Here is a 25,552-nt window from a genome sequence, read left to right on the forward strand (position 1 = left end):
TCCCACCTCGTAAATTTGCCCGCGACCTCCCCAAAAAGAAGGTGCAGCAATGAACAGGCGTATGCGAATGGCCGTACTGCCTCCCCTCTCGGTTTCGGCACTGGCACTCGGGTCGGTGACGTTCTTCGCGACACCGGCACAATCAGTCGGCCCCTCCTGTGCGATAGCCCCGACCGGAGTGGGAACTTCAATCTCGGTCTCGGGCAAGAATTTCGTACCGAACAAGACCGTGATCGTCGACTCCGGCGGCTCGGACGCCAGTATCAAAGCGAACGCCACCGGTGTATTCACAGTGCAGTTGCCTGATGCAACGGGCACGGTCACCGCACAGCAGCTCAACAAGGCCGCGGTCAAATGCGGAACGGTCGAGGAGCAGGAGGCGACCGAAGGCAAGGCCGCGTACGACGAGGGCTGGCAGATGGGATTCAAGAGGGGCAAGGCCACCTGCAAGACGACGCCATTGCAGGGCACCGTTGCGAACACGGAGCAGTTCAACAAGGGATTCGAGGCCGGCGCAAAGGCCGCGGTGGACAAGTTCTGCTAGGACTTAGCACCAGATCGACCGCCTCAAGACGACGGTCGGAGGCAAGAACCCCGACGCCTGACGCCGACGCTGACGTGAAGGTCGGGACGCAGCGGGTGTCCCGGCCGCCGCAGGGAACTTCTGTGGACCTGGCGCGACGCGCAGTTCCACGCCCTGGACCAAGTCCAGGGCGGCTGCGGTGCCGACGGGATTTGAACCCGCGGACAGATGGGGGCAGGTCCGCCCCGTCTCCGTCAGTCGCCGTGGGAGGGACCTCGCCCACGGCGATCGCATTGGACCGCTCTGCCACGGCACCGCAACCTGCGGGAATGCGCGCACTCCCGCTCCGACCCAGGGTAGAGACATCCTTCTCTGCTGACGAACCTTTATCTCGGACACCGGCAACCGCTGCCATGGTCACAGAAGTTGCGCCACGAACACCGGTGGACGGCTCAAGACGCCCGCCACGGCCCCCAACAGGCCCGGAAGCCTGCCCGCGGTCGGCGCCGACAGGTCACTCCTGGCCGTCGGCGGCCTGACCGTCGGTCAGGTCCCGGGCTTGCCCCGGGCCTTCCCGGGCAGGGAGGGCCCTCCTGCCGTTTAACGATCCTTTTCGGCCATCGATGTTCCGGTCAGGTAACAAGAGGCGCCCCGTCCGCTCGCGGAGCGTAAGGTCCGCACCAGAGGTTCTTTGAACACGTTCAGGGAACGGGGACTCTGGAGGGGACGCAAGTGAACGGGGCAGCGAAGGGCGCCATCGTCGGCGGGGTATTCCTCGCAATGGTCGGCGGCGCCGGGTACGGGGTGTACGCCCTGGTCGGGGACGCCGGCGGCGGCGACGGCAAGGGGGGCGGGAAGGCGGAGGCCTCCGCCCAGCCGACGAAGGGCAGCGGGCCCGTCACCGAGAAGGAGACCGCCGCGACCGCCAAGGCCTTCCTGGCCGCGTGGGCGGCCGGGAACGAGCAGGCGGCCGCCGAACTGACCAACAACGACCAGGCCGCCCGGACCGCGGTGGCCGACTTCAAGGGCAAGGCGTACGTCTCCAAGGCCGTGATCACCCCCGGCACGCCGAAGGGCGACACCGTGCCCTTCACGGTCGCCGCGGAGATCACGTACGAGGGCACCACCAAGCCCCTCGCCTACGAGTCCAAGCTGACCGTGGTGCGCGGCCTGACCAGCGGGAAGCCGCTGGTCGACTGGCAGGCCTCGGTGATCCACCCGCAGCTCCAGCGGGACGAGAAGCTGCGCGCGGGCGCCCCGGCGAGCCCGCCGGTCAAGGCGGTCGACCGGAGCGGCGAGGAGCTGACCGCGGAGAAGTACCCCTCGCTGCGGCCGGTCCTCGACCAGCTGCGCGAGACGTACGGCAGCAAGGCGGGCGGCAAACCGGGTGCCGAGGTCTGGATCGAGCCGGCCACCCCGAACGAGCCCAAGCGGACGCTGCTGACCCTGGTCGAGGGGGAGCCGAGCACCATCAAGACGTACCTGGACGCGAAGGTGCAGGCGGCGGCCGAGAAGGCGGTCGCCAGGTTCCCCGAGGCGTCGGTGGTCGCCGTCAAGCCGAGCAACGGGCACATACTGGCCGTCGCCAACAACCGCAAGGACGGCTACGACGCGGCGCTCACCGGCAACCGGGCGCCCGGCTCGACGATGAAGATCGTGACGGGCGAGATGCTGATGGACCGCGGCAAGGTGGCGGCCGACAAGCCGGCGGAGTGCCCGAAGGAGGTGTCCTGGGGCGGCCGTTCCTTCCACAACCTGGACAACTTCGACCTGCCCGGCACCGCGACCTTCGCGACCAGCTTCGCCAAGTCCTGCAACACCGCCTTCATCAAGCAGATCAAGGCGGTCGACGACGACGGCGCGCTGGCGAAGGAGGCCACGGAGGTCTTCGGCATCGGGCTGGACTGGAAGACGGGCGTCAAATCCACGGACGGCAAGGTCCCGGCGGCGACGGGCGCGGAGGCGGCCGCCGCGTACATCGGCCAGGGCAAGATCACCATGAACCCGCTGAACGTCGCGTCCATCACGGCGACCGCACGCACCGGCGTGTTCCGCCAGCCGCTGCTGGTCTCGCCGGACCTCGACGGCCGTACGATCGCCACGGCGCAGCGCCGGATGAAGTCCTCGGTGCAGCAGCAGCTGGTGTCGATGATGCGGTTGACGGCGACGAGCGGAACCGGCCAGAAGGCGATGTCCTCGGTCAGCGGCTCGGACAAGGGCGCGAAGACCGGATCGGCGGAGGTCGGCGGCTCGGGCAGCCCGGACAGCTGGTTCACCGGCTTCAGCGGCGACGTGGCCGCGGCGGCCATGGTCGAGGGCGGCGGCCACGGCGGGGATGCGGCGGGCCCGATCGTGGCCGCCGTACTGAACGCAGGCTGAGGCGCGGGGGCCGGGCGCCGCTCCCGCCCGGCCCCGTCGCCCCCGTCGCTCCCGTCGCTCCCGTCGGTCTGGTCGCTCCTGTCGGTCCGTCAGAGCACGGAGCGCAGGGCCCGGACCAGCGCCTGCGCGCGCGGGTCGGCGGTGACCGACTTGGCGTGGGCGTTGGTGACGTAGCCGAAGCCGATGCCCGCCTCCGGATCCGCGAAGGCCAGTGAGCCGCCGCGGCCCGGGTGGCCGAAGGAGGCCGGAGAAAGCAGCGGCGAGGCCGGGCCGTGCAGCATGTAGCCGGGGCCGAAGCGGGTGTTCACCACCAGGACGCGGTCCGGGCCCGCAGAGAACTCCTTGCCGGCGAGCGCGGTGGTGGCCGGTGTGAAGATCCGCGCGCCGTCCTCCACCACGCCGATGGTGGCCCCGTAGAAGCGGGCCAGGGCGCGGGCCGTGCCGATGCCCGCCGAGGCCGGCAGTTCGGCCGCCCGGTAGGCGGGGTCGTTCTCGTCCGGCACGGGGTCGATGGCCGCGAAGGCGCGGCGGGTGAGGGAGTCCGGGTCGGCGTAGGCCTCGGAAACGTTTCGCCTCGGCCGGGTCCTGAGCAGGCCCGCGCTCTCCGGCGGGTCGACCGGGGCCACCCGCCCCACCCGGTGGGCCTGTGCCTCCGGCAGGCCGATCCAGAAGTCCAGGCCCAGCGGCTCGGCCATCTCCTCGGCCAGGATGCCGCCGATGGTGCGGCCGGTCGCCCGCAGCACCAGCTCGGACAGCAGCCAGCTGAAGGTCTGCGCGTGGTAGCCGTGCGCGGTGCCGGGCTCCCAGAAGGCCCGCTGCGCGGCGACCGCGCGCGCCCCGGACACACCGTCCGCGGCCTCCGCCACGGTCAGCCCGCGGTCCAGGGCCGGGACTCCGGCGCGGTGCGCGAGCAGGTCGCGGACCAGGGTCTTCTCCTTGCCGCCCGCCTTGAACTCCGGCCAGTACGAGGCCACGGGCGCGTCCAGGTCGAGCAGTCCGCGCTGGTGGAGCAGAAGCGGTACGGCGGCGGCCACGCCCTTGGTCGCGGAGCGGACGATCTGCACGGTGTCTGCAGTCCACGGCTCGGTGCCGTCGGCGTCCTTGGTGCCTCCCCAGAGGTCGACGACCTTGCGCCCGTCCCGGTACACGGCCACCGCCGCACCCCGGTCCCCGAGCACCTCGAAGTTGCGTACGAACGCGTCCCTGACGGGCTCGAAGCCCTCCGTCACCACACCCTGGATGTCCACGGGCAGTCCAACAACCGGCGACCGGTGCTTATGCCACCGAGACCGAACGGGGATCGAAGCCGAAGGGCAGCTCAAGGCGGTGGGCGCGCATGAGGTCCTCGTCGCATAGGAGGTCCTGGGTACGGCCGTCGGCCGTGATCGCGCCCCCGCTCAGGATGACCGAGCGCGGGCACAGCTCCAGCGCGTACGGCAGGTCGTGGGTCACCATCAGCACCGTCACGTCCAGCGAGCGCAGGATGTCGGCGAGCTCGCGCCGCGAGGCCGGGTCCAGGTTGGACGAGGGCTCGTCCAGCACCAGGATCTCGGGCCGCATGGCCAGTACGGTCGCCACCGCGACCCGGCGGCGCTGCCCGAAGGACAGGTGGTGCGGGGGCCGGTCGGCGAACTCGGCCATCCCCACCTGCTCCAGGGCGTCCCGGACCCGCTCCTCCAGTTCGGCGCCGCGCAGGCCGGCCGCGGCCGGGCCGAAGGCCACGTCCTCGCGGACGGTCGGCATGAACAGCTGGTCGTCGGGGTCCTGGAAGACGATGCCGACCCGGCGGCGGATCTCGGCGAGGTTGCGCTTCTCCACCGGCAGTCCGGCCACGGTCACGGTGCCGACGCCGCCGCCGAGGATGCCGTTGAGGTGCAGCACCAGGGTCGTCTTGCCGGCGCCGTTCGGTCCGAGGAGGGCGACCCGCTCGCCCTGTGCGATGGCCAGGTCGACCCCGAAGAGGGCCTGGTGGCCGTCGGGGTAGGCGTAGGCGAGGCCGGTCACTTCCAGCGAGGGCGCAGTCGTGCTGATCACGGAGTCGGTCACGAGGTCGGTCACGGGGTCGGTCACAGGGTCCATCCCATCAGACAGACGGCGAGGGCCGTCACCGGGAGCGCGGCCGCGTACGCCCACTGCGCGCGCGTGGCCACCACCTCGTCGATCACCGGCATCGAACCGGCGTAGCCGCGGCTCACCATGGCCAGGTAGACCCGCTCGCCGCGCTCGTAGGAGCGGATGAACAGCGCGCCCGCCGTCTTGGCCAGCACCCCCCAGTGCCGGATCCCCCGCGCCTCGAACCCGCGCGAGCGCCGGGCGATGGACATCCGCCGCAGCTCGCCGGTGACCACGTCGCCGTACCGGATCATGAACGAGGCGATCTGCACCAGCAGTGGCGGCAGCTTCAACCGCTGCATGCCCAGCAGCAGCGCCCGCAGCTCCGTCGTCGAGGCGAGCAGTACGGACGCGGCAACCCCGAGCGTGCCCTTGGCCAGGACGTTCCAAGCGCCCCACAGTCCGGAGACGCTGAGCGACAGGCCCAGTACGTCCACCCGCTCGCCCTCGGCCACGAACGGCATGAGCACCGCGAACGCCACGAACGGGATCTCGATCAGCAGCCGCCGCAGCAGGAAGCCGGCCGGTACCCGGGCCGCGGCCGCGACCCCGGCGAGCAGGACGGCGTACAGCCCGAAGGCCCACACCGCCTCGCGCGGTGTGGAGACGACGACGACCACGAAGGCGAAGGTCGCGGCGAGCTTGCAGTGCGGCGGCAGCGCGTGCACCGGTGAGTGCCCGTGCCGGTAGAGCCGGTGGGCGTGGCCCGCACCCATCTCAGACCGCCGATGCCCCGGCCGCGGCCGGCTCGGCGGTACGACGGCGGCGCACGACCCAGAAGACCCCGGTGCCGGCGGCGACGGTCGCCCCGACGCCGAGGGCGCCCGCGAGGCCGCCGGACAGGCGGGCGTCGGCGACGTCCTTGACGGCGTAGTCGGCGAGCGGGGAGTCCTTGGCGGCGTGCTCCTCGACCTTGGCGTCGATGCCCTTGTCGGCGGCGACCTTCTCCAGGCCGTCGGGGCTGGCCGAGGCGTAGAAGGAGACGAACCCGGCGAGGACGAGGGCGGTGACCAGGCCGGTGGCCCACACCTTCGTGGTGGAGCGGGCCGCGACGGGGGCGGGGGCGGCGGCCGGCGCGTCGACGAGTTCACCGCCCACGCGCAGCTTCAGCGGCGTGGTCAGTCCGCGCGCCCCGTGCACCAGGTCGGGCCGTACGGCGATCACGGCGCCGACGGTCGCGGCGGTGATGACGGCCTCGCCGACGCCGATGAGCACGTGCACGCCGACCATGGCGGTGAACACCTTGCCGATGGCCACGTCGGTGGTGCCGCCGACCGCGTAGATCGCGGTGAAGGCGGCGGCCGCGCCGGGCACCGAGAGCAGGGCTCCGGCGAAGGCGGCGACGGTCACGGAGCGGCGGGTACGGGGCAGCACCCCCAGCAGCCCGCGGAAGACCGCGTAGGAGACGACGACGGTGACGACGCCCATGACGGTGACGTTCACGCCGATGGCGGTCAGCCCGCCGTCGGCGAAGAGGATGCCCTGCATGAGCAGGACGACGGACACGCACAGCACACCCGTGTAAGGGCCGACGAGTATCGCGGCGAGCGCTCCGCCCAGCAGGTGCCCGCTGGTGCCGGCGGCGACCGGGAAGTTCAGCATCTGCACGGCGAAGATGAAGGCGGCGACGAGACCGGCGAGCGGCGCCGTGCGCTCTCCCCCGGAGCCTCCGGCCTGGGAGGGACCCCCAAGTTCCCGCCGGGCGCCGCGGAGGCTGACGGCCACAGCGGCGGCGGCCACCACTCCGGCGGCCACCGACACGGGTGCGTTGATGAATCCGTCGGGCACATGCATGGAGTGGCTCCGCTTCTCACAGTTTTCAGCCGTCCAAGAATAGTGCCCTCTTGCAAATGGTTGGCAACAGCGTCTCCGGCACAAATACGCCCTCGCACTTCCGTCGGAATGTGCGAGGCTGGACGGGACAAAAGAGCACATACGGCACTTTTGTTCGAAGCTCCGACGCGAGGAGTCTTGTCGATGTCATCCACCGCCGAGAATCCATCAGCCACCGCGGCAGCCACTGCGACAGCCACGGCGACCGTCCCTCTCGTCGAGGAGCGCGTCAGAGCCCGCGTGATCACCGACGATCCGCTCTACCGGGCGATCCCCGTCGTCCTGCGCTTCGTCCCCGCGGAACCGCTGGCCGTACGGATCGTCTTCCCCGCGGACCTGTCCCCCGAGGGCACCGACAACGAGTGGGTCTTCCCCCGCGCCCTCCTGGAGGCGGGCCTGCAGGCCCCGAGCGGGACCGGCGACGTACGCGTCTGGCCCTGCGGCCGCGTCCAGGCCGTCGTCGAGTTCCACTCCCCCGAAGGCGTGGCCGTGGTCCAGTTCGACATCGCCGCGCTGCGCCGCTTCCTGCGCCGTACGTACTCGCCCAGGCTCCGGCCGGGAGTTGCCCCCACCGTCACCCGTTAGGCGCAACGGGCCCGGCCCCGCACCTGAGGTTCAGGTGCGGGGCCGGGCTGTCGTACGTACGAATCTCGACGTCAGGCGTTGACCAGCTCGCGGTCCTTGCCGTGGCCGTCGGAGCCGTCGGAGCGGTCGGAGCTGTCGGAGAGGTGCTTGCGCAGGCTCTCGCCCTCCACGTCCACGTTCGGCAGCAGCCGGTCCAGCCAGCGCGGCAGCCACCAGGCCTTGTGCCCGAGCAGTGCGAGCACCGCCGGGACGATGGCCATCCGGACCACGAAGGCGTCGAAGAAGACGGCGACGGCCAGACCGAAGCCGATCATCTTGACCATCTGCTCACTGGCTCCGATGAAGCCCGCGAACACGGCGATCATGATGATGGCGGCGGCCACGACCACCCGCGCGCTGTACTGGAAGCCGGTCACGACGGCCTGGCCCGGGCGCTCGCCGTGTACGTACGCCTCGCGCATCCGGGTGACGAGGAAGACCTCGTAGTCCATGGCCAGGCCGAAGACCACACCCACCATGAAGATCGGCATCATCGACATGATCGGGCCGGTCTGCTCCACACCGAAGAGCGAGCCCAGCCAGCCCCACTGGAAGACCGCGACGACCGCGCCGAGGGCGGCGACGACCGAGAGCAGGAAGCCGAGGGCCGCCTTGAGCGGGACCAGGACCGAGCGGAACACCAGCATCAGCAGCAGGAAGGCGAGGCCGACGACGAGCGCGAGGTAGGGCAGCAGCGCGTCGTTCATCTTCTGCGAGAAGTCGATGTTCATCGCGGTGGCGCCGGTGACCATGACGTCGTCCCCGCTGCCGTCGCGGATCGTGTGGACCAGGTCCTCCGTCTGGGTGGAGGAGGGACGGTCCTTCGGGATGACGGTGATCATCGAGGCGTCACCGGCCTGGTTGGGCATCGGGGGCATGACCGCGGCCACGCCCTCCAGGCCCTTGATCCGCTCGACGGTGGAGTCGGCCAGGGCCTTGTCCCCGTCCACGACGATCATCAGCGGGCCGTTGAAGCCCGGACCGAAGCCGTCGGACAGCAGGTCGTACGCCTGGCGCTGGGTGGTGGAGACCGGCTGGGCGCCGTCGTCCGGCAGGCCCATCTCCAGCTTGCTCGCCGGGATGGCGATGACGCCGAGGCCGATCACGCCGACCAGCAGGACCATGACCGGGCGGCGCAGGACGAAGCGCGCCCAGCGGGTGCCGCCGTTGGCCTTCTTCCCGGCGGCGGCCGCCGAGCCGGAGGCCTGCTTCCCCTTGCCGAACAGCTTGCTCTTCTCGCCGGCCGGCAGGACCTTCTTGCCCGCGAAGCCCAGGATGGCCGGGACCAGCGTGAGGGCGACCAGCACCGCGATGACCACGGTTCCGGCGGCCGCGAAGCCCATCTTGGTCAGCATCGGGATGTTGACGACGGCCAGGCCCACGAGGGCGATGACCACGGTCAGACCGGCGAAGACGACGGCGGAACCGGCAGTTCCGGCGGCCCGCCCGGCGGCCTCGTCGCGCTCGCGGCCCTCGGCGAGCTCCGCGCGGTAGCGGGAGACGATGAACAGGGCGTAGTCGATGCCGACCGCGAGGCCGATCATCATCGCGAGGGTGGAGGTGGTGGAACCGAGGTCCAGCACGTTGGCCAGCGCGGTGATGGAGGAGACGCCGATGCCCACGCCGATCAGCGCGGTCAGCAGCGGCAGCCCGGCGGCGATCAGCGAGCCGAAGGTGATGACGAGGACGATCGCGGCGATCAGGATGCCGATGACCTCGCCGGAGCCGGTCTCGGGGGCCGCCATGAGCGCGTCGCCGCCGATCTCGACGGTGAGCCCGTGCGCCTGGGCGTCCTTGCCGGACTCCTTGAGCGCGTCGCGGGTGGCGTCGGTCAGCTCCATGCCGCTGACCTTGTACTTGGCGCTGATGTAGGCGGTGGAGCCGTCCTGGCTCACGGCCTGGCTCTGGTACGGGTCGGCGACCGAGGAGATCTGGTCCTTGCCCGGACCGGACTTCAGACCCTCGACGATCTTCTCGACCTCGGTCTTGGTGCCCGGGTCGGTGACCTTGGCGCCCGCCGGGGCCTTGATGACGATCCGGGCGGTGGCGCCGTCGGCGGCCATCCCCGGGAACTTCTTGTCGAGCACGTCGAAGGCCTTCTGGGCCTCCGTGCCGGGTATCGAGAAGGAGCCTGAGGTGGGGGCGGACGCCGAGGCCGCGCCGAAGCCGGCGGCGAACAGCAGCGCCACCCAGACGAGGGCGACGAAACGGCGGCGCCTGAAGGCGCCCCGGCCGAGTCGGTAAAGGAAGGTGGCCACGTCGGTGGTTCTCCCGTTCGGGTCGTGGGATGGATCCGGAGAACCGGATCTGGGCATGAGGAGCCGGCCCGACGACGAGAGCGGCGTGTCAGGAACAGCGGGAAAGCAGCGGGGACGGGACGGAGAAGAAGGAGGTCAGACGCCGAGGGCGGGGAAGACCACGGCGTCGATGAAGTCACTGAGGAAGGCCCGGTCGACCGACCGGTCCTCGATCAGCGGGAGCGCGATGAACGCCCCGATGAGCATGTGCGGTACGAAGTCCAGTGCAGGGCAGTCCGGGCGGATCTCGCCCCGGTCCACAGCGCGCTGGAGCATCGTCTGCAGGCCGTTGATCTCCGGGTCGACGAGCAGGTCCCGCAGTGCCTTGTGGAGCTCCGGGCTCTCGTGGACCGCATGGGCCAGACCCCGCATGAGCGCGGTGTCCTTGGCCATCTGCGCGTCGTCCGAGTGCTCCACCATGCGCGCGAAGTCCGTGCGCAGGCTGCCCGTGTCGATCTCCCGCAGCGAGACGGGCTGGGTACATCGCAGGGCCTTGGCGACCAGCTCCGGCTTGCTCCCCCACTGGCGGTAGAGGGTGGCCTTGCTGGACTTGGTGCGGGCGGCGACCGCGTCCATGGTCAGCGCCTCGTAGCCCACTTCGCGGAGCAGGTCGAGCACCGCCCCGTGGAGTTCGGCTTCCCGTTCGGGGGTGATCCGGCTGCGCCGGGCCGCCATCGCCTCGGTCATCTCCGTGCCTCCGTCCGAACGTCCGAACACGTCCCTTATCGAAACGAAAGTGTTCCGTACGCATACGACGATACCCCCGCTCCTAGCGAAACGAAACCGTTCCGTTTCGCTTCGGGCAGTGGCATGGATCACGTGTACGAGTTGCCAGGCCCCCCTGACGCGGAAAGCATTGGGGGGTGAGTCACGACGTCGCGTACCTCCGCTTCCCGCACCTCCACGACGACCTGCTGTGCTTCGCCACCGAGGACGATCTTTGGGTGGCGCCCTTGGTTCCCCCTGGAGATCCGGTCGGCCGGTCCTGGCGGATCACCGTCGACCGGACCCGGGTCAGCCATCCGCGCTTCTCCCCGGACGGCAGGCACATCGCCTACACCACCTGGCGGAGCCTCGACCCCGAGATCCACCTGGCCCCGGTCGACGGCGGCCCGGCCCGCCAGCTGAGCTACTGGGGCGCCACCGACACCCGCGTCTGCGGCTGGACGCCACCCGACGAGGACGGCCGCAGCGACATCCTGGCCGTCTCCTCGCACGGGCAGCCCTTCTCCTACTTCGCCTGGGCCTACAGCCTGCCCACCGACGGCAGCCCCGGCGGGCGGCTGCCCTGGGGCCCGGTCTCCGACATCCAGGTCCACGACGACGGGTCGGGCGAGCGGCGCACCCTGCTGCTGACCGGCAAGCCGCCGCACGAACCCGCCGCCTGGAAGCGCTACCGCGGCGGCGCCACCGGCCGGCTGTGGCTGCACGGCCGGCAGATCCTGGAGGACGTCGAGGGCCACCTCGACTCCCCGATGTTCGTCGGCGGCCGGATCGCCTTCCTCTCCGACCACGAGGGCATCGGCAACCTGTACTCCTGCCTGCCCGACGGCACCGACCTGCGCCGGCACACCGACCACGAGGAGTTCTACGCCCGGCACGCCTCCAGCGACGGCTCCCGGATCGTCTACCAGTGCGCGGGCGACATCTGGCTGGTGGACTCGCTGGCCCCCGACGCCGCCGCGCGCAAGCTGGAGATCCGGCTCGGCGGCCCGCGCGCGGGCCGGCGTACGTACCAGGTGCCGGCCGGCAGCCACGTCGACTCACTGTCCGTGGACACCACCGGACGGGCCAGCGCGGTCGTGGTGCGCGGCAGCCTGTACTGGCTGACCCACCGCGACGGCCCCGCCCGGACCATCGCCGACACCCCGGGCGTACGGGTGCGGCTGCCCGAGATGCTCGGCAGCGGCGGGCAGGTCGCCTACGTCACCGACGCCGAGGGCGAGGACGCGATCGAGATCGCCTACCTGCCGCGGGCCTCCGGGGAGCGCGAGCCGCGCCGGCTGGCCTCCGGCGAGCTGGGGCGCGTACTGGAGCTGCTGTCGGACCCGGACGGCGAGCGGCTCGCCGTCGCCTCCAACGACGGGCGGCTGCTGCTGCTCGACGCCACCGAGGAGTCCGACGGCGAGGTCACCGAGTTGATCCGGTCCATCAACGGGCCCGTCACCGACCTGGCGTTCTCCCCCGACGGATGCTGGCTGACCTGGTCCCATCCGGGTATCGGACGGTCGCTGCGGCAGATCAAGATGGCCCGGATCTCCGGCCCCGGCGGACGCACGGTCATCGACGTCACCAACGGCCGCTTCGAGGACGAGAGTCCGGTCTTCACCCGGGACGGGCGCTACCTCGCCTTCCTGTCATGGCGCGGTTTCGACCCGGTGTACGACGTGCACACCGGCGACCTGTCCTTCCCGCTGGGCTGCCGCCCGTACCTGGTGCCGCTGTCCTCGGCGACCCCTTCCCCCTTCGCGCTGTCCGCCGAGGGGCGGCCCGCGGCGGGCGGACTCGACCCGGTGGAAGGGGACTCGGGCGACACCGGCGAAGGCGCGGTGATGGTCGAGGTGGAGGGGCTGGAAAGCCGCGTCACGCCCTTCCCGGTGGCGGCGTCCAAGTACTCGGCCCTGTACCCGGTGCACGGCGGCGGTCTGGTGTGGCTGCGCTGGCCGATCTCGGGCGCGCTCGGCGAGACCTTCGCCAACCCCGCCGACATCAGCGGCAAGCCCACGCTGGAGCACTTCGACCTCACCAAGGCCCGCAAGACGGAACTGGCCTCCGGACTGGACTGGTTCGCCCTCAGCGGCGACGGCACCCGGCTCGTGATCAACGACGACGGCGACCTGCGGGCCGTCCCGGCCACCGAGTCTGGCGACAGCGACTCGACCGTCTACCTGGACCTGCGGCGCATCCTGCACGAGGTGGACCCGGCGGCCGAGTGGCGCCAGGCCTACGAGGAGGCCGGGCGGATCATCCGCGCCTACTTCTGGGAGCCGAAGATGTGCGGCATCGACTGGGACGGGGTGCTGAGCCAGTACCGCCCCCTCGTCGAACGGGTCGCGTCCCCCGACGAGTTCGCCGACCTGCTGCGCGAGGTCCTCGGCGAACTGGGCACCTCACACGCCTACGTCTCCCCCGCCCGCCGCAACGAAGGCCCCCCGCACTACCAGCGGGCGATCGGGCTGCTCGGCGCCAACCTCGTGCCCCGGGACGGGGCATGGGTGGTCAGCCGGATCCTGCCCGGCGAGTCCTCCGACTCCAAGGCCCGCTCCCCGCTGGCCGGCACCGGCATCCGGGACGGCGCGGTGCTCACCCATGTCGACGGACGGCCGGTGGATCCGGTGACCGGCCCGTACCCGCTGCTGTCCGCGGCGGGCGGAACGACCGTGGAGCTCACCTTCCGGCCCTCCGAGGGCGAGGGCGGGCCCCGCAGGGTCGCGATCGTGCCGCTGATCGACGAGCGGCCGCTGCGCTACCAGGACTGGGTGTCCAAGCGGCGGGCCGTGGTCCGGGAGCTCAGCGGCGGCCGGTGCGGCTACCTGCACATCCCCGACATGGGCGGCTCGGGCTGGGCGCAGTTCAACCGCGACCTGCGGATGGAGATGTCCAGGCCCGCGCTGATCGTGGACGTACGCGGCAACGCGGGCGGCCACATCAGCGAGCTGGTGGTGGAGAAGCTGACCCGCTCGATCCTCGGCTGGGACCTGACGCGAAACGCCCAGCCGGTCAGTTACGCCTCCAACGCGCCCCGCGGTCCGATCGTGGCGCTCGCCGACGAGGCGACCTCCTCGGACGGGGACATGATCACCGCGGCCTTCAAACTGCTGGGGCTGGGCCCGGTGGTGGGCCAGCGCACCTGGGGCGGGGTGGTCGGCATGACCGGCCGGCACACCCTGGGCGACGGCACGGTGATCACCGTGCCGATGAATGCCGCGTGGTTCCCGGAGTACGGGTGGTCGGTGGAGAACAACGGCGTGGAACCGGACTTCGAGGTCCTGCGCACCCCGCTCGACTGGGCGGAGGGGCGGCACGCGGGGCTGGACGACGCCGTGAACCTGGCGTTGGAACTGCTGGAGCAGGACCCGGCCGCGGTGCCGCCCGGCTACACGGACGTGCCGGACCTGCGCCGCCCGAAGCTGCCGCCCAGGCCGTAGGCGCGCGGAAGGGGCGCGACCCGTGGAACCGCACGGGCCGCGCCCCTTCACTCGGTACGCGAAGTACCTGAGGTACGCCGGATCAGTCTTCGAAGCGGTCGCCGTAGACGTCCCGGGCCTTGCTCGACTGGTCCTTCACGTCCTGCCGGCGCTGCGGGGAGCGTTCGGAGGCCTGGTCCTTGGTGCCTGCCGCCCTGGCCTTGGCCTGCTCCGCGAGCTGCTTCGCCTTGTCCTGGAACTGGTCCTTGATACCCATGCTCTTCACTCCATGAGGGGTGTTGGTGGTGGGGCCTCGACCAGACTTGCACGAGGGAACACGGCACGCATTTCGATCAGTCACTCCCAGCTACCGCGCGGAGGTGCCCCCGGTGCGCGCCTGCTCGTCCGCGGCCCCGCCCGCCCCCACAAGTCCCTTGGAGACACCGGCCAGCCGCGGCTCGAACCGCTTCATCTCGCGCTGCCCGACGGCCCCGATGATCCCCGGCAGGTAGCCGCGCACGCCCTGCATCCCGCGCAGCCACCACTGCGCGTACACATGCGCCGAGCGCCGCTCGATGCCCGCGACGATCCGGTCGACGGCCGGGCCCAGCGGGTACGTGCGGTTCGAGGGCCACGGCAGCCGCTGGCGCAGCTCCCGCATGACCTCGTCCCGGTCGGCGCCGCGCACCATGTCGGTGTCGGTCCAGGAGAGGTAGCCGACGCCGACCTTGACGCCCTTGTAGCCGACCTCGGCGCGCAGGCAGTGGGCGAAGGCCTCGACGCCGGACTTGGAGGCGCAGTAGGCGGTCATCATCGGCGCCGGCGTGATCGCGGCGAGCGACGCGATCTGCAGGAAGTAGCCGCGGCTCTCGGTCAGGACGGGCAGGAAGGCCCGGGCGGTCACCGCCCCGCCGATGAGGTTGACCTCGATCACCCGGCGCCAGGCGTCGGGGTCGGAGTCGGCGAACGGCCCGCCGGAGGCCACGCCCGCGTTGGCGACGACGATGTCGACCTTGCCGAAGCGCTGCTTGACCTCCTGCGCGACCCGGGCCATGGCCTCGTGGTCGGTGACGTCGGCGTACCAGTGTTCGCTGTCGGTGTGCAGCCGCTCGGAGACCTCCTTGAGGGCCTCCGGCTCCAGGCCGACGAGGGCGATCTTCGCGCCGCGCGCGGAGAGTTTGCGGGCGAGCAGTTCGCCGACCCCGCGGGCGGCGCCGGTGACGACGGCGACCTGGCCTTCCAGACTCCTGCGAGCGCTCACGGCGTCTTCTCCTTCTCGGTGGTGTTCGGCGCGGCGAGATACAGCGTGGCCAGCTCGCGCACGGCTTCGGTGACGGCCTCCGGGGCCTCGATCGGTGTCATGTGCCCCATGCCGGTGAGCTCGGTGAGCCCCACGCAGTGCGGGAGCGCGGCCGCGAGCCCGCGGGCGTGCACGACGGGCGTGAGCCGGTCGTCCTTGCCGCCGATGACGGCGGTGGGGACGGTGAGCCGGGCCACGTCGGCGTCCAGGTCCAGTCCGGCCAGTACCTGGGACCACGCGCGGCGGACCGCGGTGGGGCAGGCGTGCACGATACGGGCGCACGCCTCGACCTTGTCGGGCGCGGAACCGGCGCCCATGGTCGCGTACTTGAGGACCTTCTTCGCGACGGGCGTGACGGGCCCGAGCGGGGCGCGGGAGCCGAGGACCGCGCCGGTGATACGCGACCGCACGCTCCCGGGGCGCAGGGGAACGACGCGCGCCTCCGCGACCAGCCGGGCGCTGCCGGTGCTGCACAGCAGCGCGGCCGCGACACGTTCGGCGAACTCCGGGCGGGCTGCGGCCGCCATGATCGTCATGCCGCCCATGGAGTGCCCGGCGACGACCGCCCGCTCCCCCGGGGCGAGGGCCGCTTCGAGTACGGCGACCAGGTCGTCGGCGAGGGCGGTGGTGCTGTGCTCCCGGGCGGCGGGGCTGCGCCCGTGGCCGCGCTGGTCGTAGGCGATGACCCGGTGGTCCTTGGCCAGTTCCCGTATCTGGGCGGCCCAGAACGCGGTGGAGCAGGTCCAGCCGTGCGCCAGCACCACGGCCGGCGCGCCCTCGTCCCCGTGGACCTCGACGTGCAGCCGGGCCCCGTCGACGGAGACGGAGGCGAACTCGCGGCGCGCGACCGGGGGCGCGTACCGACCGGTGGTGACGTGCGGCGGGCTGCTCACGCGGCGCTCTCCTCGGCGGTGACTTCGGCGGTGACTTCGGCGGTTGCCCCGGCTGCCCTCGCGGCGGCCGGGACGGGCTCGCGCTCCCGGATGCGCAGGACCTCGTACTCCGACAGGTCGACGGTCCTCGTCTCCTTGCGGAACTCGCCGGTCGTGCCGGGCCAGACGGTGGTGTTGCGGCCCTGGGCGTCCAGGTACCAGCTGGTGCAGCCGCCGGTGTTCCACACGGTGCGCTCCATCCGGGCCTGCACGTTCCGGTTCCACTTGTTGACGGCGGACGGCCTGGCCGCGAGCGCGGCCCGCCCTCCGAGGCCGCCTCCATCGAGGAGGGCGAGCTGTCGCAGGTAATCGGCCATGTAGTTGAGCTGCGACTCGATCATCAGGATCATCGAGCTGTTCCCGAGCCCGGTGTTCGGGCCGATGATCGTCATCCAGTTGGGGAAGCCGGCCGCGGTGGCCCCGCGCAGCGCCTGCATCCCGTCCTTCCACACGTCCGCGAGGGTCATGCCCTCCGCGCCCACCACCCGGTCGGCGATCGGCATGTCCGTGACGTGGAAGCCGGTGCCGAAGATGATCGCGTCGACCTCGGTCTTGGTCCCGTCCGCGGCGACCAGGACCGAGCCGCGGATCTCCTTCAGCCCGGAGGCGACCAGGTCCACGTCGGGCCTGGCCAGGGCCGGGTAGTACTCGCTGGAGAGCAGGATCCGCTTGCAGCCGATCCGGTACGAGGGGGTCAGCTTGGCGCGCAGCGCCGGGTCCTTGATCGAGCGGGCCATGTTGGCCTTGGCGAGCGCCTCGACGGGTCCGAGCTGGTTCGGCCGCTTGCAGAAGGCGCTGACCTGGAGCTCCCGGATCCCCCACAGCAGCCCGCGCCGCGCCGCACGGGTGAAGGGCAGCTGGCGGTGCAGCCAGCGCTCGGCGGCGGTGATGGCCCGGTCGGAGCGCGGCAGGACCCACGGCGGGGTCCGCTGGAAGAGGGTGAGGCGCTGCACCTCGGGGGCGATGGCCGGCACGATCTGGATGGCGGAGGCACCCGTACCGATCATGGCGACGCGCTTGCCGCGGAGGTCGTAGTCGTGGTCCCAGCGTGCGGAGTGGAAGACCTTGCCGGGGAACTCGGCGAGCCCGGGGATCTCCGGCATCTTCGGGTCGGACAGCGGCCCGGTCGCCGACACCACCACGTCGGCGGTGAGCGCACCGGCGGAGGTCTCGATCTCCCAGCGCAGCGCGTCCGCGTCCCAGCGCATCGTCAAGACCTCGGAGTCGAGGCGGATGTGCGGGCGCAGGCCGAAGGTGTCGGCGACGTGCTCCAGGTAGGCGCGGATGGTCGGCTGCCCCGAGAAGGTCCGGGGCCAGTCGGGATTGGGCGCGAAGGAGAAGGAGTACAGGTGGGAGGGGACGTCGCAGGCGCACCCGGGGTAGCTGTTGTCGCGCCAGGTCCCGCCGACCGAGTCGGCCCGCTCCAGTACGACGAAGTCGGTGATCCCCTCGCGTCGCAGCCGCACGGCCGCGCCGAGCCCGCCGAATCCGGACCCGATCACCGCCACGCGTACGTGCTCACGTTGCGCGATGTCACTGCCGTCCATGCCGCCCATGCCCGCCGCCTTCCGTATCCGCGCCCACAACGCTGCCAGCAATCACTGGCACAATCGGGAGAGTAGAGCAGCCCCGTACTCATGGGTAGGGGTCACGCCCGGAAAGTTACTGCCGGTACGCCATAGGCTGCGGCTGTGGCGAAGGAAGAGACGGAAGCGAAGACAGTGCGCGAGTACCGCACGGAGGAACTGGCCGAAGCGGCCGGCATCCCCGTCCGCACCCTGCGCTTCTACCGCGAGCGCAAGCTCCTGCCGCCACCGCGCCGCGAGGGCCGCATCGCCTGGTACGACGACCACCACCTGGCCCGGCTGCGCACCATCGCCGCCCTGCTGGAGCGCGGCCACACCCTCGGCGGCATCGCGGAGCTGACCGCCGCCTTCGAGAGCGGCCGCGACGTCAGCCAGCTCGGGGAGCTGCTCGGCATCGGCTGGTCGCAGGAGACCCCGGTCCGGCTGACCCCGGAGGCGCTGGCCGACTACTTCGAGGGCGAGGTCACCCCGGAGAACCTGGCGGCCTCGCTCGACCTCGGCTACCTCGCCACCGACGGCGACGAGATCGTGCACGTCAGTCGGCGCCTGCTGGACGTCTCCTCGGCCCTGGTCCGCGAGGGCGTCCCGCTCTCGGCCGTCCTGGAGACGGGCCGCCGCGTCCGCGAGCACGCGGACGCGATGGCGGCCCTGTTCACCGAGCTGATCACGGTCCACCTCTCGCAGGACGCCCTCCCGCGCCTGCGCCCGCTGGCCAAGAGCGTGGTCGAGGCGGAACTGGCGATGGCGATGGACCGCCTCCTGGCGTCCGGATCCGGTCACACACCCAGCTCGTAGACGACGGTCACGGGCGCGTGGTCGGACCAGCGCTCGGGGTGCGTCTCGGCGCGCTCGACGAACGCCTTCACCGCCTTCGCGGCCAGCCCGGGCGTCGCGACCTGGAGGTCGATGCGCCAGCCGGCGTCGTTGTCGAAGGCCCGCCCGCGGTAGGACCACCAGGAGTACGGGCCCTCCGTGTCGGGGTGCAGCGCGCGCACGACGTCGACATAGCCGGCGTCGCTGTACACCTTCCCCAGCCACTCCCGCTCCTCGGGGAGGAAGCCCGCGTTCTTCCGGTTGGTCTTCCAGTTCTTGAGGTCGGCTTCCTGGTGGCAGATGTTCCAGTCACCGCAGACCACGACCTCGCGCCCGTCCGCGGCGGCCCGCACCTTCAGCGCCTGGAGGTAGCTGTGGAACTCCGCCATGAACCGGTACTTCTGGTCCTGCTTCTCGGTCCCGGCCTCGCCGGAGGGCAGGTAGAGGCTGGCGACCGTCACACCGGGCAGATCGATCTCCAGGTACCGCCCGCCGGTGTCGAACTCGTCACTCCCGAATCCGACCTGCACCCGCTCGGGCGCGCGGCGCGTGTACAGCGCGACCCCGGCCCGTCCCTTGGCGGCGGCCGGCGCGAACACGGTGTGCCAGCCCGCGGGAGTCCGGACCTCCTGCGGAATCTGCCCCTCCTCGGCCCGTACCTCCTGAAGGCAGACCACATCGGCGTCTGAGCCTTCGAGCCACGCCCCGAAGCCCTTCTTGGCGGCGGCGCGGATCCCATTCACATTCACGGAGGTCACGGTGAGCATCCCTGCACCTTAGCGGGATGGTTCCGTACGATATTCGAATGTCTCACGGTATAAACCTCCGCGTGGTGCCGTACGACCATCCGGATGCGGTCAAGCTCGATGGCCAGGTCCAGCTGGAGTACCAGGCGCGCTACAACGACGGTGAGGGCGACGCCACCTTCCTCGACCCCGCCATGTTCGCCCCGCCGCAGGGCCTCTACCTCCTGGCGTACGACGCCGCGGGCGCGCCGGTCGCCAGCGGCGGGTGGCGCAGCCAGGAGCTGAACGACGAGGGCTACTCGGACGGCGACGCCGAGCTGAAGCGCATGTACGTCATACCTGAGGCCCGCGGCCTGGGCCTGGCCCGCCGGATCCTGGCGGTCCTGGAGGACGACGCCCGCGCGGCGGGCCGTACCCGGATGGTCCTGGAAACGGGCGACCAGCAGCCGGAGGCGATCGCCCTCTACCTGTCGTCCGGCTACGCCCTGTCCGCCAAGTTCGGCCACTACCGCTTCCACGACTCCAGCCGCTGCATGACGAAGCCGCTCCACGGCCTGGGCTAGGGCGTGAGCCAGACGGCGCGATCCGTGCCCCAGCGGGACGGCCCCGCCGCCCAGTCCCCGAAGGGACTGGCGGCGTACCGGAGCGGTCCGTATCCCGAGTCCGTTTCACGCAGCCACGGCCGCGCCGAGTAGCCCGGTGCGCCGGGCCCGGCTGCCGGGACGTCTCGGACCAGCCACGACGCCGTTCCCGCCAGCGAGAACCGCAGCGCGCGCCCGCGCCCTTCCGCCAGCGCCCTCAGCACCCCGGCCGCCACCAGGTACCCCGTGCCGTGGTCGAGCGCCTGCGCCGGCAGCACCCCCGGTACGCCGTCCGGACCGGCGTACCGGGCGGCGATCCCGTAGCCCGCCTGGACCAGCGAGTCGAACCCCCGCCGGGCGGCCCACGGCCCGTCCCAGCCCCACGCGCACAGCTGGGCCACCACCAGCCCGGGCCTCCGCTCAAGCAGCTGCGCCGCCCCGAGCCCGTACCGCTCCAGAGCCCCCGGCCGGTAGCCCGTCACCACCACGTCCGCCTCGGCCAGCAGCCCCTCGAACACGGCCCGGTCCGCCGTGGCCGCCAGGTCCAGCAGCACCGACCGCTTGCCGAATCCGGTGTCCGCGTACGCGTCGGCCGCCTCCGGCAGCCCCGGCGAGTCGATCCGGAGCACGTCCGCGCCCAGCAGCCCGAGCGTGCGCGTCGCCACCGGCCCCGCGATCACCCGGGTCAGGTCCAGCACCCGCACCCCGGCCGCGGGCAGCCCCGCGGGGGCCGGACCCAGTGTCCGGCCCGGCGCCCCGGATTCCCCCGCGGCCTCGACCAGCGGCCGCGGGTCCCCGTACTCCCGCGCCACGGCCACCGCGAGGCCGCCCTCCCCGTACACGCGTTCCTGCACCTCGGCGGCGGCCAGGCCCGCCACGGCGGCCCGTACCGCCTCCGGCGTCGCGGACGGCAGCCGCAGCGCACGTACCAGCGCGGCCTCGTGGTGCGGATAGTTGGCGTGGGTGCGCACCCAGCCGTCGGCCGCCCGCCAGAAACCGGACAGGGGTGCGAAGCTCACCGGCTCGCGCCCCCGCACCCGCAGGTGCCGCTCGCTGACGAAGGCCGTCGCGACGGCGCCCTCGTCCACGACGGGCGGAGCCGCGTCGGCGGCCCCGCCCCCGGCCCGTACGGCGGCCAGCTCCGCCGCGGCCAGCGCGCACGCCCCGACCGTGGCCCGCGCCAGCTCCCGTACGGGCAGCGACCCCTGCCCCAGCCCCGGCGCCCCGCGGTACCGCACCCGCCCGGCGAGCTCCGGTGCCCCGCCGAGAGCGACCCACGCCTGCGCCGTCGCGCCGTCCCACCCACTTGTGATCGTCATGGGGGCCATTCAACCCACTCAACACCCCAGCAAATTCGATAGGTTGTGCGGATCCCGTTCTCGAAAGGCACCACCGTGAAATACCGCGTCATCGGCTCGGCGCCCGGAACGCGCCGCGAAGTGAGCGTCCTTAGCCTCGGCACCATGACCTTCGGCACCACCGTCGACGAGGCCACCTCGTACGCGATCCTCGACCGCTTCGCGGAGGCGGGCGGCACCTTCATCGACACCTCCAACAACTACGCCTTCTGGGTGAACGGCACGCAGGGCGGCGAGAGCGAGGAACTCGTCGGCCGCTGGCTGCGCAGCCGCGGCGTCGGCGACGAGATCACCGTCGCCACCAAGCTCGGCGCCCGCCCCAACCACCCGACCAGCGGCTTCAGCCTCGACGTGGAGGGCCTGTCCGCCAAGGTCATCCGCGAGTCCGCGGAGCGCAGCCGCGAGCGACTCGGCATCGAGCGCATCCACCTGCTGTACGCGCACATCATGGACGAGAACACCCCGCTGGAGGAGACCGTCCGGGGCTTCGCCGAAGTCGTCGCGGACGGCACGGCCGGCCTGCTCGGCGCGAGCAACCACTGGGCCTGGCGCGTGGAGCGCGCCCGTACGCTGGCCGCCGCGGCCGGCGTACCGGGCTACGAGGTGCTCCAGCACCACCACAGCTACCTGCGCCAGCGCACCGACATCCCCAGCCTGCGCTCGCCCGACGGCAACCAGGGCCTGGTCAGCGGCGACCTGCTCAGCTACCTCCGGGACAACCCGTCGCTCACGCAGGTCTCGTACTCCCCGCTGATCGCGGGCGCCTACGTACGCGACGACAAGCCGCTCGGCCCCGGCTTCGAGCACGCGGGCACCGAGCCCCGCCTGCGCGCGGTCCGCGAGGTCGCCGCCGAGACCGGCGCCACCGTCAACCAGGTCGTCCTGTCCTGGCTGATGGGCGGCGACATCCCGGTGCTCCCGCTGGTCGGCGCCTCCTCGGTGGCCCAGCTGGAGGAGAGCCTGGGCGCGGTGGAGCTCGAACTGACGGCGGATCAGCGCGCCACGCTCGACTCGGTGAACTGACGCCCGACCCGACACCGAGGGCCCGGCCGATCCTGATCGGCCGGGCCCCTCGTCTGTTCGCGCGGTCCGCCAGGAGCCGGTGTTCGCGGTCAGCCCGTGCTGCGCGAGTACTACCCGGCGAGTTCGCTGAGCGGGCCGCGAACGCGATCAGCACGCCGAGCCCGAGCACGGTCGCCAGGCAGTTGGCCATCAGCTGGATGCCGACGTCCTTGGACAGCTCGGCGGCCTGGAGGCCGGAGCCGACCACGACCGCCACCAGCACCGCGGTCCCGAGCGCCTCCGCGGCCGCACGGCGGCCAGCGGCACCGGGCGGGCGGTCACCCGGCCACCCCGGCGGCCGGCGGGGTCTTCAGGACGGCGGCGAGCCGTTCCAGGGCTGCGGGCAGGACCCAGTAGTAGACCCAGGTCCCGCGACGTTCGCAGTCCACGAGGCCGGCCTGCCGCAGCAGCTTGAGGTGGTGGGAGATCGTCGGCTGGGACAGCTCGAAGGCGGGGGTCAGCTCGCACACGCAGACCTCGCCCCCGTCCCGGGAAGCGATCATCGACAGCAGTCGCAGCCGAACCGGGTCACCCAGGGCCTTGAACACCTTCGCCAGCTCGGCCGCCCGGTCCTCGTCCAGCGGGGCTGCCGCCAGCCGGCCGCAGCAGCCGTCGGCGTCCTGGCCGAGCACCACAAGTTCTCGTTTCGACATGGCTCTATGTTGACGTTCTTCGATCCAAGGCGCAAGGTTGTATAGAGAAACATCAATGCAACCTGTTCGGGCCCCGCCGATTAGGGCCTCCTTCCGTTGGGAGTCATCGTCATGAGCGAGCAGTCCATCGACCTGCGTGAGACCGTCCGCCGCCGCTACGCCGCGGCGGCCGTGAAGGTCAGAGAGGGAGGCACCGCTTGCTGCGGGCCCGAGCCGGTCGAGGTCGACGAGAACTTCGGCTCGACCCTCTACGCCGCCGACGAGCGCGAGACTCTGCCGGCCGAGGCCGTCGCCACCTCCCTGGGCTGCGGCAACCCCACCGCAGTCGCCGACCTGAACGAGGGCGAGCACGTCCTGGACCTTGGCTCCGGCGGCGGCATCGACGTGCTCCTCTCCGCCCGCCGCGTGGGCCCCACCGGCAAGGCGTACGGCCTGGACATGACCGAGGAGATGCTCGCCCTGGCCCTCGCCAACGCCGCCAAGGCCGGAGCGACGAACGTGGAGTTCCTCAAGGGCACCATCGAGGCGATCCCGCTGCCCGCCGCCACGATCGACGTGGTGATCTCGAACTGCGTGATCAACCTGTCCACCGACAAGCCGGCGGTCTTCGCCGAGACCTTCCGCGTCCTCAAGCCGGGCGGCCGTATCGGGGTCTCCGACGTCGTCGCCGAGGACGGCCTGACCTCCGAGGAGCGGGCCGAGCGCGGGGACCACGTCGGCTGCATCGCCGGCGCCCTCTCCTTCGCCGAGTACCGCCGTGGGCTGGAGGCCGCCGGGTTCACCGATGTCGAGATCACCGCGACCCATCACGTCGCCGACGGCATGCACTCCGCCATCGTCCGGGCCGTCAAGCCCGCCACCGCACCACCCGCACCGGCCGCCGACGCCTGCTGCGGGGTCACCACCTGCTGCACTCCGGCCGAGGAAGCTGTCACCCCGGGCACCACCGTCAGCGAGGCAAAGGCCGCGGCGGGGTGCGGCTGCGGGAGCTGAGTCCGCAGCCGGCGGCCTGGGAGTCCCTTCCACGGCCCAGCCCCGCCGGGCCGGGTCCAGTTGGCTGAACACCGTTGGTTCGGCCTCGACTTGACCGCTCAGCGACCTGAGGCGTCTCACACACCCGGCCGATCGTCTACCGGCCAACCGCCCGAAGCCCCGCCCGCGTTCGGACACCCCCCGAACTCACCCCGCAAACGCCGAGATCCCGCCCGGTCTTTCGACCGGACGGGATCTCGTGACGATCCTTGAGAGCTACTCAAGAACTGTCGTCTGTGGACCTGTGGGGATTTGAACCCCAGACCCCCTCGATGCGAACGAGGTGCGCTACCAGACTGCGCCACAGGCCCTTGCGACGTGTGAAACATTAGCATCCCCGCGCGGGTGCTCCAAAACCGGTATGCGGGGAGCGTCCGCGCAGGTCACGGATCACTCGTTCGCGGCCCGCGGCCGGCCGTCGCTCTCGTACTGGTCGAAGAGCGGGGTACGGCCGCGCTCGCGGCTGGCGCGCGGGTGCGGAGTGCTCGGGGTCTTCGGCTCCGGCTTGGGGGCCGCGGGCTGGGCGCGCAAGCGCGGCTCCGTCGGCTCGGCCGTGCTGGAACGGGTCGAACTCCACGCGTCCGGGGACGCCGGGCCCGTGGCGCGCGGGGCGACCGGGGCCGTCACGTACGTGGGCAGCGGGACCGGGACCGGCTCCCAGCTGTCACCGCGGGCGGGGCCGCGTTCGCGCTCGCGCTGCTGGTCCACCCACTCGGCGTGGTCGGTCTGCTCGACCAGAGCGCGGCGTCCGGCTTCCTGCGGGGAGACCGGTGGCGCGGGGTCCGGTTCGGTGTCCGCGGTGGAGGTGTCCTCGGGGTGGCGGCGGCGCGGGCGGTTCTCCCGCAGGTGACGCGCGGCCGCCTCGGCGCGCCGCCGGTCCATCGTGAACTCGTAGCGCCGCCGCTCCTGCACCCGCAGGTGGACGATGTAGCTGCTCAGCAGCAGGGCGGGCACCGCGGGGGCCCACAGGAAACGCAGCCCGCCCACCGCGGCGACGACCGCGCCGAGGGTGAAGACGAGGAAGAGGAGCGCGGTCGTACGCCGACGGCGCGCGAGGACCTGGAGGCGCTGTTCGCGCCGGGCCCGCTCCGCGCGGTGCTCCCGCTCGACGGTGGCCGGTCTCGACTCCGCCCTGGTCGGGGGCACGACGACGGCCCGGGCGTCGGCGTCCACGGAATTCACCGTTTCCGTCGCGGCGTCCGGGTCCGCGTGGGGCTGGGGCCCCGCCTGCTCGTCACCGCGCTCACGCAGCCCCTTGGCGTAACGGCGCTCCATTCCCGCCCGGCCGGAAAGCAGCCGAATGGCAGTGGAGAAGCGTTCCGTCGGACGAGCTTCGTTCAGCTCGTCCTGCCTCCGGAGCCACATGGGCACCAAGTAGGCGGCCCAGGCCCCGACAATGACTGCGTAGATGAGGCCGCTGCTGCTCACACCTCACACCGTAGAGGGACGCGGGCGAGGGGATCGGCCAATTGGGCCGGTGTGTCGCGCGATCTCGCTGATATCACGGACTTTTTTTGTGATTCTTCGGATCAGGTTATGGGCGAATCGGTTCCGTGCCTGCATAAATTCGAACAGATATTCGCATATGGTTTCG

General features: G+C 71.7%; 22 protein-coding genes and 2 tRNA genes. 8 read left to right on the plus strand and 16 right to left on the minus strand.

From position 1 onward, the window contains the following. Positions 1-115 precede the first annotated feature (115 nt). On the plus strand, positions 116-544 hold the full coding sequence (locus ACFYOB_RS14965) for a hypothetical protein (RefSeq protein ID WP_388559827.1): 429 nt from the start codon (positions 116-118) through the stop codon (positions 542-544). Between the two features lie 176 nt (positions 545-720). On the opposite strand, the gene ACFYOB_RS14970 is transcribed toward ACFYOB_RS14965, so the two are convergent. Next, positions 721-839, minus strand: a tRNA-Gly gene (locus ACFYOB_RS14970). A 416-nt stretch (positions 840-1,255) separates the two neighbouring features. Here ACFYOB_RS14970 and ACFYOB_RS14975 point away from each other — a divergent pair. Then, the gene (locus ACFYOB_RS14975; RefSeq protein ID WP_388559830.1) at positions 1,256-2,902 is read left to right on the plus strand and encodes a penicillin-binding transpeptidase domain-containing protein; all 1,647 of its coding nucleotides are present in this window, start codon (positions 1,256-1,258) and stop codon (positions 2,900-2,902) included. An 89-nt stretch (positions 2,903-2,991) separates the two neighbouring features. On the opposite strand, the gene ACFYOB_RS14980 is transcribed toward ACFYOB_RS14975, so the two are convergent. From ACFYOB_RS14980 to ACFYOB_RS14995, 4 genes are read right to left on the minus strand one after another with little or no spacing between them, the layout of a single operon-like run. Continuing rightward, positions 2,992-4,155: a serine hydrolase domain-containing protein gene (locus ACFYOB_RS14980; protein ID WP_388560229.1), complete on the minus strand. Its 1,164-nt coding sequence runs from the start codon at positions 4,153-4,155 to the stop codon at positions 2,992-2,994. A 22-nt stretch (positions 4,156-4,177) separates the two neighbouring features. Then, complete coding sequence (locus ACFYOB_RS14985; protein ID WP_388559833.1) at positions 4,178-4,981, minus strand: energy-coupling factor ABC transporter ATP-binding protein; 804 nt, start codon at positions 4,979-4,981, stop codon at positions 4,178-4,180. After that, positions 4,969-5,730 (minus strand): cobalt ECF transporter T component CbiQ, encoded by a 762-nt coding sequence (gene cbiQ / locus ACFYOB_RS14990; protein WP_388559836.1) that lies wholly within the window; start codon positions 5,728-5,730, stop codon positions 4,969-4,971. Before cbiQ ends, ACFYOB_RS14985 begins: the two co-directional genes overlap by 13 nt. Position 5,731: 1 nt before the next feature. Next, positions 5,732-6,808, minus strand: a complete 1,077-nt coding sequence (locus ACFYOB_RS14995) for an energy-coupling factor ABC transporter permease (protein ID WP_388559839.1) — start codon at positions 6,806-6,808, stop codon at positions 5,732-5,734. 183 nt (positions 6,809-6,991) lie between these two features. Here ACFYOB_RS14995 and ACFYOB_RS15000 point away from each other — a divergent pair, with 183 nt between their 5' ends. Beyond that, complete coding sequence (locus ACFYOB_RS15000; protein WP_388559843.1) at positions 6,992-7,432, plus strand: SsgA family sporulation/cell division regulator; 441 nt, start codon at positions 6,992-6,994, stop codon at positions 7,430-7,432. 71 nt (positions 7,433-7,503) lie between these two features. On the opposite strand, the gene ACFYOB_RS15005 is transcribed toward ACFYOB_RS15000, so the two are convergent. Together ACFYOB_RS15005 and ACFYOB_RS15010 are read right to left on the minus strand one after the other, a co-directional pair. After that, positions 7,504-9,729 (minus strand): MMPL family transporter, encoded by a 2,226-nt coding sequence (locus ACFYOB_RS15005; protein ID WP_388559846.1) that lies wholly within the window; start codon positions 9,727-9,729, stop codon positions 7,504-7,506. Between the two features lie 135 nt (positions 9,730-9,864). After that, on the minus strand, positions 9,865-10,455 hold the full coding sequence (locus ACFYOB_RS15010; protein WP_388559849.1) for a TetR/AcrR family transcriptional regulator: 591 nt from the start codon (positions 10,453-10,455) through the stop codon (positions 9,865-9,867). Positions 10,456-10,631: 176 nt separating this feature from the next. Here ACFYOB_RS15010 and ACFYOB_RS15015 point away from each other — a divergent pair, with 176 nt between their 5' ends. Next, a complete protein-coding gene (locus ACFYOB_RS15015; protein ID WP_388559852.1) occupies positions 10,632-13,916 on the plus strand; it encodes a S41 family peptidase in 3,285 nt (1,094 codons plus the stop codon). A gap of 82 nt (positions 13,917-13,998) precedes the next feature. Here ACFYOB_RS15015 and ACFYOB_RS15020 read toward each other — a convergent pair whose 3' ends face one another. From ACFYOB_RS15020 to ACFYOB_RS15035, 4 genes are all read right to left on the minus strand, one after another. Beyond that, the gene (locus ACFYOB_RS15020) at positions 13,999-14,172 is read right to left on the minus strand and encodes a hypothetical protein (protein ID WP_388559855.1); all 174 of its coding nucleotides are present in this window, start codon (positions 14,170-14,172) and stop codon (positions 13,999-14,001) included. A 90-nt stretch (positions 14,173-14,262) separates the two neighbouring features. Further along, positions 14,263-15,156, minus strand: coding sequence for an SDR family oxidoreductase (locus tag ACFYOB_RS15025; protein ID WP_388559858.1), 894 nt, complete (start codon positions 15,154-15,156; stop codon positions 14,263-14,265). Beyond that, positions 15,153-16,088, minus strand: coding sequence for an alpha/beta fold hydrolase (locus tag ACFYOB_RS15030; RefSeq protein ID WP_388559861.1), 936 nt, complete (start codon positions 16,086-16,088; stop codon positions 15,153-15,155). The genes ACFYOB_RS15025 and ACFYOB_RS15030 overlap by 4 nt, the downstream gene beginning before the upstream one ends. Next, a complete protein-coding gene (locus ACFYOB_RS15035; protein ID WP_388560231.1) occupies positions 16,085-17,659 on the minus strand; it encodes a flavin-containing monooxygenase in 1,575 nt (524 codons plus the stop codon). The genes ACFYOB_RS15030 and ACFYOB_RS15035 overlap by 4 nt, the downstream gene beginning before the upstream one ends. Before the next feature lie 159 nt (positions 17,660-17,818). Here ACFYOB_RS15035 and ACFYOB_RS15040 point away from each other — a divergent pair, with 159 nt between their 5' ends. Further along, entirely contained in the window at positions 17,819-18,508 is a 690-nt protein-coding gene (locus ACFYOB_RS15040) for a MerR family transcriptional regulator (protein ID WP_388559864.1), read from the plus strand. Here the strand turns inward: ACFYOB_RS15040 and ACFYOB_RS15045 are convergent. Continuing rightward, positions 18,490-19,293, minus strand: a complete 804-nt coding sequence (locus tag ACFYOB_RS15045) for an exodeoxyribonuclease III (RefSeq protein WP_388559867.1) — start codon at positions 19,291-19,293, stop codon at positions 18,490-18,492. The two genes, ACFYOB_RS15040 and ACFYOB_RS15045, sit on opposite strands and share 19 nt — an antisense overlap. Before the next feature lie 38 nt (positions 19,294-19,331). Here ACFYOB_RS15045 and ACFYOB_RS15050 point away from each other — a divergent pair, with 38 nt between their 5' ends. Continuing rightward, complete coding sequence (locus tag ACFYOB_RS15050) at positions 19,332-19,835, plus strand: GNAT family N-acetyltransferase (RefSeq protein WP_388559870.1); 504 nt, start codon at positions 19,332-19,334, stop codon at positions 19,833-19,835. Here ACFYOB_RS15050 and ACFYOB_RS15055 read toward each other — a convergent pair. After that, positions 19,832-21,172, minus strand: a complete 1,341-nt coding sequence (locus ACFYOB_RS15055) for a CoA transferase (protein WP_388559873.1) — start codon at positions 21,170-21,172, stop codon at positions 19,832-19,834. The genes ACFYOB_RS15050 and ACFYOB_RS15055 overlap by 4 nt on opposite strands. 75 nt (positions 21,173-21,247) lie before the next feature. Between ACFYOB_RS15055 and ACFYOB_RS15060 the strand changes: the two genes are divergently transcribed. Continuing rightward, positions 21,248-22,234 (plus strand): aldo/keto reductase, encoded by a 987-nt coding sequence (locus ACFYOB_RS15060; protein ID WP_388559876.1) that lies wholly within the window; start codon positions 21,248-21,250, stop codon positions 22,232-22,234. A 317-nt stretch (positions 22,235-22,551) separates the two neighbouring features. Here ACFYOB_RS15060 and ACFYOB_RS15065 read toward each other — a convergent pair whose 3' ends face one another. Next, entirely contained in the window at positions 22,552-22,926 is a 375-nt protein-coding gene (locus ACFYOB_RS15065) for an ArsR/SmtB family transcription factor (protein ID WP_388559879.1), read from the minus strand. 111 nt (positions 22,927-23,037) lie between these two features. Here ACFYOB_RS15065 and arsM point away from each other — a divergent pair, with 111 nt between their 5' ends. Beyond that, positions 23,038-23,919 (plus strand): arsenite methyltransferase, encoded by an 882-nt coding sequence (arsM, locus tag ACFYOB_RS15070; RefSeq protein WP_388559882.1) that lies wholly within the window; start codon positions 23,038-23,040, stop codon positions 23,917-23,919. 276 nt (positions 23,920-24,195) lie between these two features. Here the strand turns inward: arsM and ACFYOB_RS15075 are convergent. Then, positions 24,196-24,269, minus strand: a tRNA-Ala gene (locus ACFYOB_RS15075). A gap of 79 nt (positions 24,270-24,348) precedes the next feature. After that, on the minus strand, positions 24,349-25,386 hold the full coding sequence (locus tag ACFYOB_RS15080; protein ID WP_388559885.1) for a hypothetical protein: 1,038 nt from the start codon (positions 25,384-25,386) through the stop codon (positions 24,349-24,351). Positions 25,387-25,552: the final 166 nt, after the last annotated feature.

Source organism: Streptomyces sp. NPDC006463 (assembly GCF_042870715.1).
Lineage (GTDB): Bacteria > Actinomycetota > Actinomycetes > Streptomycetales > Streptomycetaceae > Streptomyces.

Coding starts and splice junctions, on each gene's coding strand:
- cbiQ (WP_388559836.1), bottom strand. CDS start 5,730: ATGGGTGCGGGCCACGCCCACCGGCTCTACCGGCACGGGCACTCACCG.
- ACFYOB_RS15000 (WP_388559843.1), top strand. CDS start 6,992: ATGTCATCCACCGCCGAGAATCCATCAGCCACCGCGGCAGCCACTGCG.
- ACFYOB_RS15055 (WP_388559873.1), bottom strand. CDS start 21,172: ATGACGATCACAAGTGGGTGGGACGGCGCGACGGCGCAGGCGTGGGTC.
- ACFYOB_RS14985 (WP_388559833.1), bottom strand. CDS start 4,981: ATGGACCCTGTGACCGACCCCGTGACCGACCTCGTGACCGACTCCGTG.
- ACFYOB_RS15020 (WP_388559855.1), bottom strand. CDS start 14,172: ATGGGTATCAAGGACCAGTTCCAGGACAAGGCGAAGCAGCTCGCGGAG.
- ACFYOB_RS15045 (WP_388559867.1), bottom strand. CDS start 19,293: ATGCTCACCGTGACCTCCGTGAATGTGAATGGGATCCGCGCCGCCGCC.
- arsM (WP_388559882.1), top strand. CDS start 23,038: ATGAGCGAGCAGTCCATCGACCTGCGTGAGACCGTCCGCCGCCGCTAC.
- ACFYOB_RS15010 (WP_388559849.1), bottom strand. CDS start 10,455: ATGACCGAGGCGATGGCGGCCCGGCGCAGCCGGATCACCCCCGAACGG.
- ACFYOB_RS15065 (WP_388559879.1), bottom strand. CDS start 22,926: ATGTCGAAACGAGAACTTGTGGTGCTCGGCCAGGACGCCGACGGCTGC.
- ACFYOB_RS14995 (WP_388559839.1), bottom strand. CDS start 6,808: ATGCATGTGCCCGACGGATTCATCAACGCACCCGTGTCGGTGGCCGCC.
- ACFYOB_RS15050 (WP_388559870.1), top strand. CDS start 19,332: ATGTCTCACGGTATAAACCTCCGCGTGGTGCCGTACGACCATCCGGAT.